This window comes from Bacillus sp. AR2-1 (genome assembly GCF_008368755.1).
GTDB classification, from domain to species: domain Bacteria; phylum Bacillota; class Bacilli; order Bacillales; family Bacillaceae_G; genus Bacillus_A; species Bacillus_A wiedmannii.
The window spans coordinates 374,617-387,903 of sequence record NZ_QORY01000008.1; the positions used below are offsets into that span (position 1 = coordinate 374,617).

The following is a 13,287-nucleotide window of genomic DNA, read 5'->3' on the forward strand; positions in this document are numbered from 1 at the left end:
TTTATTCAGATGTTTTTTCTTGTTTTGATCGGCTAAATAAACTTCTAAATGATTGAAAAAAACTTTGTTCTTTCGAAGCTGCGACTAATCTTTTTGTTTCTTGAATTTCGCGAATCACTTGCATAAGTTGTGCATCCCGGTTGCTGTCTTTATTATAAATTTGATTTACGAGTTTATTCATTTTTTCCTCTTGCTTGGATTCTCGTTTATACATATGATTCATTAATAAGTCCATCTTTTCTTTTTGCAGGGCATCTGTTTGAGCGGCATGATCTACTAACTCTTGTAGCATTTTTTCTTGAGAGCCTTCTTTTACATAAACTTGTTGCATCAATTCATCTAGCTTTTCATCTTTTAAACGATTTTGGGTAATAAGGGTAGAATTTTGATGAATAATTGCTTCATTTAATTGAGCGAGCATTTCAAGTTTTAACATGAACTCCTCAAAGTTACGCCCATCTTCTTTTTCTTTCGTTTGTATTTCTTGCTTATCTTGTATAGCGGGTACAGGCGGGGCCTCTTTTTCTTTTAAAATAATAGGTATCGTTTCTGAAATATCTTCTTGCAGTTTAGCAGCTCTTTCATGTATAGATTTCAATAGTTTTAAATCATCCAGTTTATAAATACGAGCATCAGCTGTTTTTGAAATGATATAACCATGTTCCTCTAACAGTTGGCTATATTTACGGACTATATGTTTTGGGATGCCTGTTTTATTCGTGACATCTTTCGTTTTATAGATAGCTTCCATGTTATTTCCTCCCCAAAAAGTATCGTATATATCATTTCAATCTTTTATGAGGACTTCCTTTAAAAAAGAATGTCGGAAGGTTATTAGTTTTCTACAGCATTAGTGAAAAGATGAAGAAAAATGAGAGTTTTTGGCGGAATGGCGAAGAAGAGCTAAAATAATGTCTGAAAACATATACAGGAGAAGTTTGTTATAATAACTGAGGAAAAGAAACTGGTAGAAGCATGGAGGTATACATGAAGCAATTAAAAGGTATTATCATTTCAATTATTGCAATTCTTTCTATTGTAGTAGCGGTTTATGAAGTACTTGTTCCAGAGGAAACAAGTATCAAAAAAACGAATGCATATGATCAAGTTCTAGAATTTCCGAAAGAGCGATATCCAGAGACAGGGAAACATATTACGGATGCTATAAAAGAAGGACATTCAGAAGTTTGTACAATCGACCGTGGTGGTGCTGCGGATAGAAGAAAATTATCGTTAGCTCCATACCCATCAAAAAAAGGGTATGATCGTGATGAATGGCCAATGGCGATGTGTAAAGAAGGCGGAAAAGGAGCACATATTGAATATATAAGTCCAGCAGATAACCGCGGAGCAGGGTCTTGGGTAGGAAATAAGTTAGATAAATACCCAGATGGTACGCGTGTGAAATTTGACGTAAAGTAGTAGTTGCATATTTCATAATGAAGGAGAAGGGGAACGATGGAGTTAACAATTTCTTATTCGCAATTAATGTTGATGAACTATGACGGTGATCATCCTTACGTAGACTGGACGGATGAAGATTTTGAAAGAGGTTATGCGAAGGTGGATGGAACTGTTATTTTTGAAGCACTCTCTGATTATACTTGTGAAGTAAAAGTGACCCCTGGGAAACATATTGAGAAAGAAGAGGTGATTAGAACGGTTACAGTTCCTTTTACAGTTAAAAATGAATGTATCGTTGTAACAAGTATTCTTTCGAATAAATTCCAAATCCCTATTCCGAATGGTGAGTATACGGTTGTATTACAGGCAACTCCTCTTGAAGAACCAACGGATGATGAATTATATAAAATACAATACGAATTCTTTTTTGAAAGTAAAGAATAAAAAATGGGTTATCCTCAAAAAGGATAACCCATTTTTGTTATGCGTTTGTTTTTAGCAGGGAACGAGCATCTTTTGCTGCTTGCACCATGTGTTCTAAAGCCGGGATAACTTCTTCCGTTCTTCTCGTTTTTAAACCACAATCAGGATTAATCCAGAAATATTTAGGATCACATACTTCTAAAGATTGTTCTACGATTTTATACATTTCATCTTTACTCGGTACACGTGGGCTATGAATATCATATACACCTAGACCGATGCCTTTTTCGTATGTTGTATGTTTTAATGTGTCAATAAATTCACCGTGACTTCTTGATGTTTCGATAGAAATCACATCTGCATCTAATGCGCGAATCGCATCAACAATATCTTCGAAGTTACTGTAACACATATGCGTATGAATTTGTGTTTCATTTGCTACAGAAGAAGTTGCTAAAAGGAAGGATTGTACTGCCCATGTAATATAAGCATCCCAATCTTTTTCTTTTAGTGGCATTCCTTCACGAAGTGCTGGCTCATCGACTTGGATTACTCGAATTCCGGAAGATTCAAGTAGTTCAATTTCGTGACGAAGAGCTAATGCAATTTGATACGAAACTTCTTTTCTTGGAATGTCATTTCGAACGAAGGACCAATTTAAAATCGTAACAGGTCCAGTTAACATTCCTTTTACAACTTTCTCTGTTAAGCTTTGTGCATAAACTGTTTCCTTAATAGTCATTCCGTTAATAAAGGCAACATCGCCATAAATAACAGGTGGTTTTACGCAGCGAGAACCGTATGATTGTACCCAACCGTTTTTAGTGAATGAGAAACCAGCAAGGCGCTCACCAAAATATTCGACCATGTCAGTTCTTTCGAATTCACCATGTACAAGAACATCAAGACCAATTTCTTCTTGGTAACGAATCCATTTTTCTGTCTCTTTTTCAATAAATTGTTCATATTGTTCATTTGAAATAACACCGTTACGCCATTCTTTTCGAGTTTGACGAACTTCAGTTGTTTGCGGGAAGCTACCAATAGTCGTTGTTGGTAATAACGGTAACTCCAGGGCAACTTGTTGTAATTCGTATCGTTTTTCAAATGGAAGAGGACGTGAAAAATCTTCTTCTTTTAGTGCTGTTCGTGCTGCTTTAACATCTTCTCGGTTACGTGCAGCAGATGAACGAATTGTATGATGTACATTTCGGTATGTTTCCAGCTCATTACTAATGCTTTCTGTACCTTGAGTAAGAGCGGAATGAATAAGAACTAACTCTTCTAATTTTTGATTTGCAAATGCTAACGCATCGAATAGCTCAGTTGATAAGTGAGTTTCTTCTGTTTTATCAATTGGCGTATGCAATAAGCTACAAGAAGGCTGAACGATGAAATCTTTCGTTTGGACTTGTTTTTGTAACGTTGTAAATAACGTAAGAACTTCATCAAGGTCAGCTCTCCAAATGTTACGGCCATCTATACAACCGACAGCTAAAGTTTTATCAGCTGGGAATCCATATTTTGAAATAGCATTTAGATTACCTTCTTTACCATGAACGAAATCTAATCCAATACCGGATACAGGGAATGTAATAATTTCTTCATAGTTTTCTTCTACACTATCAAAATATGTTTGTAAAAGAAGATTCGCATTTGGAACTTCTTTACGAATAGCTTCATAAATTTCTTTTGCTTGTTGAACTTCTTCTTTCGTTAAAGAAGCAAAAATCGGTTCATCAACTTGAATGACTTGTGCACCAGCTGCATGTAGTTCTGAAATCAGTTGTACGTAAGGTGCAACTAACTGTTTTAAAATCGTAGCAAATTGCTCTTGTGTGTAGCCTTTAGCTAATTTTAAGAAAGTATATGGTCCTAAAATAACAGGTTTTCCATCTACTCCTAATTCTTGTTTTGCCTCTTCGTATAAGCGAAGTGGACGATTATCTTTTAAAGAGATTTGTAATCCCTCTTCATATTCAGGAACGATATAATGATAGTTTGTGTTAAACCATTTTGTCATTTCAGAAGCTACGTGATCTTTAGAGCCACGCGCCATTGCGAAATATACATCAAGGTAAGATGTAAACTCAGAAAAACGTGATGGGATAAATCCTAGCATATAAGCAGTATCCAAAACGTGATCATAATATGTAAAGTCGCCAATTGGAATGAGTTCAATCCCTTTTTCTTGCTGTACTTTTACGTGTTGAAGGCGAATTGTTTTCATCTTTGTTAAAAATTGTTCTTCATCGATTTTATTGGACCAAAAAGCTTCCAATGTCTTTTTCCACTCTCGTTGTAGTCCGATACGTGGATAACCTAAGTTACTTGTTTGAATTGCCATTTTAAATTCCTCCCTAATTGAAAGTAAGCATTTCCGTTTACTAGGAAATACCTATAACAAAAAGCATAAAGGCATAGAAAATAAGCCTTCCTTTTTGTTTTAACACCTCATCATCATCCGTGAATCTATCAGTGTTGTTAAAACAGGCAGGTCTCCTGACTTATGCTTCATATAATCTCTTTTACCTTCCCGTTTTCACAGTGGCATAGAAAAGAAATCTCAGCATTTACAGTGGCGGGACCGTGTTGGAGTTTCACCAAGCTTCCCTTTTAAACACGAAAAGAAATTTTCGTGTACCTATTTTCCTTTTGAAAGGAAGTTAACAAGCGATATGATATTGAAACAAATTCTAACACAATTTTTGGAATTTTGTCTACTGTTTTAAAATAAGAAAATTCTAAAGTTTTTTATTTTTATTATTCGGATTATTCTGGTTTTTATAAGGCGAAGAAAAGTAAGAGGAATTGAAAGTAAGTACGATTAAACATACAAAAAAGTATGTACTTGTACAGAGCTAAGATGCTAGTTATGTTATTTGAAAATTAATCCATATTCTGGAATGAGGAAGGGGATTGAATGGTTCATTTTGAAATAGTAAGTTATCACAAGAAAGAAAAAGGTTTCTGTATAAAGATACATATACTAAGTTTATAGAAATGGGGAATTTCAATTGGAACAAAGTACACAAAATATTTATTCACCACCAAAACATATAGTTTCAGCAGCGACAATTGTAATTAATGAACAAAAAGAAATCTTATTAATTAAGGGACCTAGAAGAGGATGGGAAATGCCAGGTGGACAAGTTGAAGAAGGAGAGTCTTTGAAGGATGCTGCAATAAGGGAGACTAAAGAGGAGACAGGTGTTGATATTGAAGTTTTAAAATTTTGTGGAGTATTCCAAAATGTAAACCATTCAATATGTAATACGTTGTTTTTAGCTAGACCAGTTGGAGGTAAATTAACGACTACACCAGAAAGTTTGGAAGTAGGGTTCTATCCTATTGAGCAGGCGTTAGAGATGGTGAATTTTATGAATTTCAGACAAAGAATTGAATACAGTTTGGATGAAAATCAACAACCTTTTTATATAGAATTTTAAGAAATAATCTTCTATTATGGGATGCCGGTGATAAATAAATCTTTGTTATATTTTTGAGTGCAGTGAAATAAGTATCTTATAGCGAAAATAAAACAAGCATCCCCGTCCTAAATTAGAACGGGGCTATGCTTGTTTTAGGGTGTAAAAAGAAATAACTTTATTGTCTTTTTACAGTTTCTTCTTTATAAGTTTAATTTGTATCTATATCAATTTCCGACAGTCGCCCTGCAACTGCATCTGTAAGGAGGGTGTTTAACCATTGCAATTCAACTGTAATATGTTCAATAACGCTTTGTAAAATATATAGTTGTGCACGTGGAATTTGTCCTTTACTACAATCATATATAGTTTGCATTTTATGTAAATATTGAACGGTATCATTTTTCTTTTTTTCTAAAATAGGAATTAACTCTTGATCATCACCAAAATGAGCGAAAGAGAGTGCTGAATAAATTGGTTTATATATTTGATTTTTTGCCTCGAATTGTTTTAATAGTAACGTGTGAAATAACCGTTTACCTTCTTCTGTTATATGAAAGATTGTTTTATCGGGTCTATTCGTATCTCGAACAATCGTGGTAATACGAATTGCACCCTGCTTTTCTAATTGCTCGAAGGCGTAGTAAAGTGATCCTTTTGCATATTTAATATAACAATCCATTTGTCGTTCTTTCATGATGTGCTGCACTTCATATGGATGTTTATCCCCTTCGAGTAGCAAGCCGAGAATGACTAGTTTCATGCTCATGCTGTCTCAACTCCTATAAATAAAAACTTTATACATAGTATAAACGGCATATCCGTTTTCATAAAGGGATATGCCGTTTCTTTTCTCTATATTAACTTACTTGCTTTTGTTTTTGTTTCGTTTTTGGACCTGTAAAGAGGCGTTCATTTCCCATAAGTAAAATACAAATAACACTTAGTACAGCCGGGATCAGTGCCCAGAAGAATGTACTGGCAATAGAGGTAGCGAGAGCATCTTTAATACCAGTTAATATTTCAGCTGGAATCTTCTCGGTAGCACCTTGTGATAATAAGAAACTTGTGTCTCCGCCTTTTGGAGCTAATTTAGCTAGTTCTGGAGGGAACACAGTGTTTAATTTAGTAGTAAAAATATGGTTTTGAATTGTACCAAAAATCGTTACACCAAGAGTCATACCGAGTGAACGGAAGAATGAGTTTGTTGATGTAGCAGAACCACGGTCTCGCATTTCTAACTTGTGGATAGAAGACATACTTAAAACTGAGAACGAGAAACCAACTCCAAGTCCAGTGAGAACCATAAATAGCGTTACAAGTAGACGAGGTGTATCCATTGTTAAAGTGCTTAGTAAATAAATACCAATTACGAAGAAAATGCCAGATACCATCATGATGTTACGATAGCTTGTTCGAGAAGCTAACTGTCCACCTGTTTGACTTCCAATTACAGAGCCAACCATCATAGGTGTTAAAATTAATCCAGCATTGGAGGCTGAACCACCGAGAACACCTTGAACGAAGATTGGGATATAAACTGTACAGATAATAAAAGCGGCACCATAGAAAAAGGCAACGCCTTGGCTAGCTGCGAATAAAGGTTTTTTAAATAGATGGAAAGAAATGATAGGCTCAGTTGCTTTTCGTTCTACGAAGAAGAAAATAATAAGCATAATAACAACTGTTGTAAATAAACCGATAATTACAGTGGAATTCCATGCGTATTCTTTACCACCAAGTTCTAAGGCGAACATTAAGCAAACGATACTAATAACAAGTGTAATAGCGCCAGCCCAATCAATTTTTTGTTTTCTAAATTCTAGAGATTCACTGTAGTATTTAGTAATGAAGAAGAAGGAGATAATTCCTAATGGAATATTAATATAGAAGACCCAATGCCAACTTATATAGTCTGTAATATAAGCACCTAATAAAGGGCCAAATACACTAGATGTCCCGAAAACCGCACCAAATAGCCCTGTCATTTTTCCTCGCTTTTCTGGTGGGAATATATCGTACATAATCGTGAAGGCGATAGGCATAAGAGCACCGCCACCGATCCCTTGAATTGCTCTATAAATACTTAGTTGCTCAATACTAGATGCTGTCCCGCAAAGTGCAGAACCGAATAAGAAAAGAATGAGACCACCAATATAAAAGCGTTTCCGTCCGTACATATCAGAAAGTTTTCCGAAGATAGGCATCCCTGCCATTGTTGCTACCATATATGCAGACGTGACCCAAACAAACTTGTCAAATCCTCCTAGGTCTCCAACAATCGTTGCCATTGCTGTTGCAACGATTGTATTATCCATTGCCGCCATTAAAATACCAAGTAATAAACCTGCAACAACAAATTTTGTATTGTTGGAGTCTTTTTTTGATAATTGAGATTCCAAATATAACCCTCCTTTAATAATAAGTAAATTATATGAAGTTTTGAGTGCAGCGCATAAAAATTTGAAATATAGTTTTTTAAATTAATTTACATAAGTGCACTGACAAAGCCATAAAGAATATTATAGTCAAATTTGACTAAAAGGCAAACTTTTTCTTCCGCCAAAATATTCTGTTGTATGGACAGAGAAAGAGTGAGCAATACTTAGTATTGGTGTAAAGTCAATGAAGGAAATTGTAAAAAAATATTTCAGTAAGAATACCTTCTGTTAACAGAGGAAAAATGGTTTTTTCTTTATATTGTCGAATAGGATAAAAGAAAGAGTAATAACTATATATCGTTTGTAACAAGCTTTATTAATATTGTGTGGAGAGGCAGAATAAGGTCGTATGGATATGATGCATCTGAAATGGGGTGAATATTATTATGAAAATATGGAAACGAATTTCAGATCAAGGTAGGCGTTCAATGCCGCTACAACCGGTGTTATGGATTGATGGCTCAAAAAAAGAAAATGAATGTCCTAATGTAGCAGTTACATTGCAAATCCGTAGTATGTATAAAGAAAAATTTTCATATGAACTGACCTATGATGTAAATGACATACTTATTATTCGAATTGAAGTTGAAAATAAAGGAATGGAAATGATTTCACGAGTTGTAGTAAGTCATATGATTCGAGATTATTTTGCCTATATTCCAAACTCATTAAAGGCTGATAAGGGGATGAGTGAGTTCCTGTTCCAGCTTGTAAGGTGGCGGATTGATAATTTATTACCGAATGAGAAGGTAGAACTAATTTGTAAAATAAAAGCAAATAAAGATAAAGCACTTAAAAACGCATTATTTCAGGCTACATATACATTTCAATATAAAGGAGTATCATATGGTCCACTGCAAACAAATGAAGTTGTTGTGCGGCAATGATAAAAAGGAACCTGTAAGAAAGGTTCCTTTTTTAATGAAGATTGTGTTTTTTGAGTACTTTTTTTTGCTCGATTCCTTTTTTTCCTACATAATTATTTTTATAACCAAAATATAAAATGAAAAGAAAGGAAGCAACATTTACAATAGCATCAATTTGATCGTTTGTAATAAAGTTCACTCCGAAAGAATTAAACAGTAATTTTAATGATAATAGAAAACCTGCTAGTAAACGTATAATATCTGATAGATTCTCTTTTTGTAGCATATAAGTCACCTCTTTCTAAAACGATATATAGTATATATATGAAATAGAATAGAAATGGTAGACAAGCTTAAGCGGAAATGTACACTCAATATGTACATTTTTTATTTTGTAGAAAAACATAATTGTTATAGAAACATATATTGGTATAGAAAGGAGGAGAAGTATGAAACATAAAGGGAAAATTAGTGGGTTATTACTTGGGAATACAGTGGCAGTTACAGAATGGATTGCGCTTCAGGATGTAATTACAAAACTGGATTCGCGATCATTTTATACCGTCTTTATTATTTATATATTGCAAATGATACTCAGCTATTATTTTGGACATTGGTATGATAAAAGAGCGAGTGGGCGTATGGATACGGAAGTAGGGGGAATGGCAAGTAATGATTTTGTAGTTGATTTCTTTGAGAAAGTAGCTGCTTTGTCAGAACGGGATTCTCATAATATTACAGTGTACATTCTTTCTGTGAAAGAATGGAAAGAACTAAAAGAAACAGTGCAAGAAAAAAAATTGGAGGTGTTAGTACAAAAATTGGAGAGTACGATTGTAAAGACAATTCGTAAAGGAGATGTCGTTACTAGGTGGGATGAAAATAAGTATGTTATTGTGGCGATTGATAACGGACATGAAAAGTCGACAATAACAAATCGATTAATGAAAAATATTGAAAGTGAAATAGAAAATGGTTTGTTAAGTATGACGCTATTATTTGGAGCTGCTAGTTATCCAATAGGAGGAAAAACTTTTGAAGAATTGTTAAGAAAGGCACAAAATCAATTGTACCAGCATAGGGATTTGTAAGAAAATGAGTGAAACTTTGATTTAAAGAAATATGATATGAAGAAGTTTTTAATGTAACATTTTTTTGACTTTTATTACAAAAAGAACTTTTATTGTAATAAAAGTCTTTAAAAATATATGGAATAAGCATATAATTATGATGGATGTGTCAATGCATTTTGCACAATGTGTTTCATTTTAAAAGTGTAGAGGGAAGCATGCTCTACACTTTTCCTTTTTAGGGAATGACAAGAATAATTGTAAGTTGTTGCAAGTTAGCATTTAAACTGTGTAAAATGAACAAAGAAATTATTTGATGGAAAGCGGAAAGGGAATGATAGAATGATAGACGTGAGAGAACAACGAACATCCTTTATCAGGTGAATTATTACTGTTGTTCTTCAAATTATTATGGCTGTGATGAATTCCGTTGTACTTTTATGTAATACATAGTATGAACAAGTTTTAAAAAGTACCAAGTAAAAGTATATGTAAAGATGGATACGAAACTGCTATTGAGTTCAAAGACGTAAAATGTAATTTCAAGTAATACAATTTGACAAGTATAATAAATAATATCAATGATTTTCGTAAAAAAGGTGCGAGTGTGGAGTTTATAGAAGGGTATATAATTTTCATAGCTTTTTACACGATGATCGTATATAAGTAGGAGGAAAAAGATGTTGAAGTATAGTAAATTAGCAATTGTAACTGCATTATCAATGACTTTATTAGCCGGTTGTTTCGGGCCGAAACCAGAAGAGGAATTATATGTTGCGTTTGAAAATGCTGCAAAGCAAGAAAAAACAATGTTTGAAGATGCAAAGAAACTTGAAACTTTAGAGAAAGAAGGACAAGAATTATATAACCAGATTGTTCAAGAAGGAAAAGATAATAATCAAACTGTTAAGGAAAAACTGAACCAAGCAGTGAAAAATACAGATGAACGAGAAAAAGTGCTAAAAAAAGAAAAAGAATCTTTAAATAAGGCACAAGAAGAAGTGAAATCAGTAGATAAATATGTGAAGAAAATTGAAGATAAGAAATTGAAAGATCAAGCAGGTAAAGTGAAAAGCACATATGAGAAACGACAAGATTCATTTAACAAGATGTATGATAGCTATAATAAATCGTTAAAACAAGAAAAAGAATTATATACAATGTTACAAGATAAAGGTACAAAATTAAAAGATATTAGTGAAAAGGTAAAAGTAGTAAATCAATCTTATAAGGATATTGAATCAGAAAAAGACAAGTTTAATGAATTTACGAAATCTTATAATACAGAAAAAATAGCTTTTTATAAACAAGCAAATATTAAAATTAAAGAAGAGAAAAAATAAAACAGTTTGGCCTACAATTGGCCAAACTGTTTTATTTTTTTGTATAAGTACGACTATACCATGGAACAGGTTCACTTAATTTTTTTTCTTGTTTCAATGCTTCAGGACCAATATAATCTTGAAGTGTTTTTTTTGCTACTGTTAAAGATAAGGTTGTTTTCGGATTTCGATAGGAGGATTCAAGATGACCAAGATGTGGTAGGATTCGAAAATCTTCTTTGGTAGGAGGAATATGGAAAAAATAATCACCTAAACGTATAAGAACATCAGATTGTTGTTGGCTAAAACGTGGATTTCTAGAAAAATGTAATCCTTCTTTAATAGCTTTTTTCTCAGCAATTAAGCGTTCTAAAGCCGTCTTTTTTAACCAGTATAAATACTTCGGATTAGTTGCAGCTTTAGCATGACGATTCACAACGAAAATAGATTGAGCTAGTCGATTAATAGAATGTTGGTTTTGTAATTGAGATTGTGGTTGTGAAGGCTTCATATTGAATCTCCTTTCAATTTTTCATTATTATAACATAAATAAAAGAGGTTTTTATTATATGCAAAAAGTGATTGTATATATTTTCAATATTAAAGCAATATTGTTACAAAAAACAACTATTTTGTATAATAGTAATAGAACGTGTTTTAGAAATTTGATAATGAAAGAGTGAGAAGTTTGAAAGAAATATTAAAACAGCAATATGCCATTATAGATATTGGATCTAATACAATGCGTTTAGTTATTTATGAAAAGCAAAACGGAGGTTTTTATAAGGAGATTGAAAATACGAAAGTGGTTGCTCGGCTAAGGAATTACTTAATTGATGGTGTGTTAAATGAAGAAGGAATAGAGGTATTGTTACAAACGTTATTTCAATTTCAAGAAAGTACACGATTCCACCAGTTGCATCATGTACTTTGTGTTGCAACAGCAACAATTAGACAGGCTGAGAATCAAGAGGCAATTAAAAAACTGGTTGAAGGACAAACAGACTTTACTCTTAGAGTCTTATCAGAATATGAAGAAGCACGTTACGGCTATTTAGCGGTTATGAATTCAACTTCGTTCTCTGAAGGAATTACAGTAGATATTGGTGGAGGAAGTACAGAAGTTACATATTTTCGAAATAGAGAGATTCTAGAGTACCATAGCTTTCCCTTTGGAGCACTTTCTTTAAAGCAACAATTTATTAAAGAGGATATACCTACTGAAGACGAGTTGGAAAAGATTCAAACGTACTTAGAATATCAATTTCGAACATTACCATGGTTAATTGATAATAAATTGCCTCTTATTGCAATTGGTGGTAGTGCGAGGAACTTAGTGAAAATCCATCAAAATTTAATTTGTTATCCTATAGCAGGGGTACATTTATATAAAATGAAAGAAGAAGATATTAAAAATGTGAAAGAAGAATTGGAAGCATTGTCGTTCATAGAACTTCAAAAATTGGAAGGATTGGCAAAAGATCGAGCAGATACAATTATTCCAGCAGTCGAAGTTTTTCATACGCTTGTTAATGTTATAGAGGCACCAGCATTTGTGTTAAGTAGAAAAGGGTTACGAGAAGGTGTTTTCTATGAAGAGTTGACAAAAGATTTGGGGATTTCATATTATCCGAACGTAGTCGAAGAAAGTTTGTATTTATTATCACATGAATATGAAATGGATATGGAATTTGTAATGCAGCTTATTAAACATGGAAGACTCATTTGTCAACAACTTGAAGAAACAGGGCTGATTTCTATGTCAGTAAAAGACTGGGAAGTATTTCATCAAGCAGCGAAAGTATTTAATATAGGTAAATATATAGACGAAGAAGCGAGCCGCTTACATACGTTTTATTTATTAGCGAATAAAACAATTGATGGGATGATGCATAAAGAGCGAGTTAGATTAGCGCTTATTGCGTCTTATAAATCAAAAATGTTATTCAAACAACATTTGTCCCCATTTGAAGGATGGTTTGATAAAAATGAACAAAAAAAAATCCGCCTATTAGGGGCTGTTTTACAGTTTTCAGCAGCTCTGAATATAAGACAAAGATCACTTGTTGAATCGATATCTATAACAGAAAGTAAAGAAGGTTTAACATTTAAAATTGTATGTGAGCAATCGGCATTAGCGGAAAAAGTGCAAGCTGAAAAACAAAAAAAGCAGCTGGAAAGAGTGTTGAAAACGACTATTAATTTATCCTTCGAATCAAAACGTTAAGTTGTACGGATGTCTTTACAAAAAATTAACACCTTGGAATATTGTAATTTGCTAAAATAAAAGTAACTAAATTATAGTAAAAAAGTTTCAGGGGAAGTGTGAAGAG

The 13,287-nt window shown here is 33.3% G+C and carries 13 protein-coding genes and 1 riboswitch; of the genes, 7 read left to right on the top strand and 6 right to left on the bottom strand.

Going from position 1 to position 13,287, the window contains the following annotated elements; translation table 11 throughout:
- Window position 1: 1 nt before the first annotated feature.
- Window positions 2–751: a DUF3967 domain-containing protein gene (locus DT250_RS11730; RefSeq protein WP_000387495.1), complete on the bottom strand. Its 750-nt coding sequence runs from the start codon at window positions 749–751 to the stop codon at window positions 2–4.
- Window positions 752–987: 236 nt separating this feature from the next.
- On the opposite strand from DT250_RS11730, the gene nucA reads away from it, so the two are divergent.
- Window positions 988–1,422 (top strand): DNA-entry nuclease, encoded by a 435-nt coding sequence (nucA, locus tag DT250_RS11735; protein WP_000811502.1) that lies wholly within the window; start codon window positions 988–990, stop codon window positions 1,420–1,422.
- Between the two features lie 36 nt (window positions 1,423–1,458).
- Window positions 1,459–1,848, top strand: coding sequence for a competence protein ComJ (comJ, locus tag DT250_RS11740; protein ID WP_149213077.1), 390 nt, complete (start codon window positions 1,459–1,461; stop codon window positions 1,846–1,848).
- Between the two features lie 37 nt (window positions 1,849–1,885).
- On the opposite strand, the gene metE is transcribed toward comJ, so the two are convergent.
- Window positions 1,886–4,174 carry a 5-methyltetrahydropteroyltriglutamate--homocysteine S-methyltransferase gene (gene metE, locus DT250_RS11745; RefSeq protein ID WP_088064326.1) on the bottom strand — a complete coding sequence of 763 codons (2,289 nt, stop codon included), beginning with the start codon at window positions 4,172–4,174 and terminating at the stop codon, window positions 1,886–1,888.
- A 128-nt stretch (window positions 4,175–4,302) separates the two neighbouring features.
- Window positions 4,303–4,490: riboswitch (cobalamin riboswitch) on the bottom strand.
- Window positions 4,491–4,844: 354 nt separating this feature from the next.
- On the opposite strand from metE, the gene DT250_RS11750 reads away from it, so the two are divergent.
- The gene (locus DT250_RS11750) at window positions 4,845–5,276 is read left to right on the top strand and encodes an NUDIX hydrolase (protein WP_046957439.1); all 432 of its coding nucleotides are present in this window, start codon (window positions 4,845–4,847) and stop codon (window positions 5,274–5,276) included.
- A 190-nt stretch (window positions 5,277–5,466) separates the two neighbouring features.
- Here the strand turns inward: DT250_RS11750 and DT250_RS11755 are convergent, their stop codons facing one another.
- Window positions 5,467–6,024, bottom strand: coding sequence for a PadR family transcriptional regulator (locus DT250_RS11755; protein WP_060488391.1), 558 nt, complete (start codon window positions 6,022–6,024; stop codon window positions 5,467–5,469).
- 91 nt (window positions 6,025–6,115) lie between these two features.
- On the bottom strand, window positions 6,116–7,657 hold the full coding sequence (locus DT250_RS11760) for an MDR family MFS transporter (protein WP_088064325.1): 1,542 nt from the start codon (window positions 7,655–7,657) through the stop codon (window positions 6,116–6,118).
- Between the two features lie 425 nt (window positions 7,658–8,082).
- Between DT250_RS11760 and DT250_RS11765 the strand changes: the two genes are divergently transcribed.
- Window positions 8,083–8,583, top strand: coding sequence for a hypothetical protein (locus tag DT250_RS11765; protein WP_000708184.1), 501 nt, complete (start codon window positions 8,083–8,085; stop codon window positions 8,581–8,583).
- Between the two features lie 31 nt (window positions 8,584–8,614).
- Here DT250_RS11765 and DT250_RS11770 read toward each other — a convergent pair whose 3' ends face one another.
- Window positions 8,615–8,848 carry an SPP1 phage holin family protein gene (locus DT250_RS11770; protein WP_000939452.1) on the bottom strand — a complete coding sequence of 78 codons (234 nt, stop codon included), beginning with the start codon at window positions 8,846–8,848 and terminating at the stop codon, window positions 8,615–8,617.
- Between the two features lie 163 nt (window positions 8,849–9,011).
- Between DT250_RS11770 and DT250_RS11775 the strand changes: the two genes are divergently transcribed.
- On the top strand, window positions 9,012–9,653 hold the full coding sequence (locus tag DT250_RS11775) for a diguanylate cyclase domain-containing protein (RefSeq protein ID WP_087985096.1): 642 nt from the start codon (window positions 9,012–9,014) through the stop codon (window positions 9,651–9,653).
- 659 nt (window positions 9,654–10,312) lie between these two features.
- Window positions 10,313–10,975, top strand: a complete 663-nt coding sequence (locus DT250_RS11780) for a YkyA family protein (RefSeq protein ID WP_088608085.1) — start codon at window positions 10,313–10,315, stop codon at window positions 10,973–10,975.
- A 31-nt stretch (window positions 10,976–11,006) separates the two neighbouring features.
- On the opposite strand, the gene DT250_RS11785 is transcribed toward DT250_RS11780, so the two are convergent.
- Window positions 11,007–11,465 (bottom strand): YkyB family protein, encoded by a 459-nt coding sequence (locus DT250_RS11785; RefSeq protein ID WP_000804864.1) that lies wholly within the window; start codon window positions 11,463–11,465, stop codon window positions 11,007–11,009.
- 177 nt (window positions 11,466–11,642) lie between these two features.
- On the opposite strand from DT250_RS11785, the gene ppx reads away from it, so the two are divergent.
- Window positions 11,643–13,181: an exopolyphosphatase gene (ppx, locus tag DT250_RS11790; protein ID WP_149213078.1), complete on the top strand. Its 1,539-nt coding sequence runs from the start codon at window positions 11,643–11,645 to the stop codon at window positions 13,179–13,181.
- Window positions 13,182–13,287: the final 106 nt, after the last annotated feature.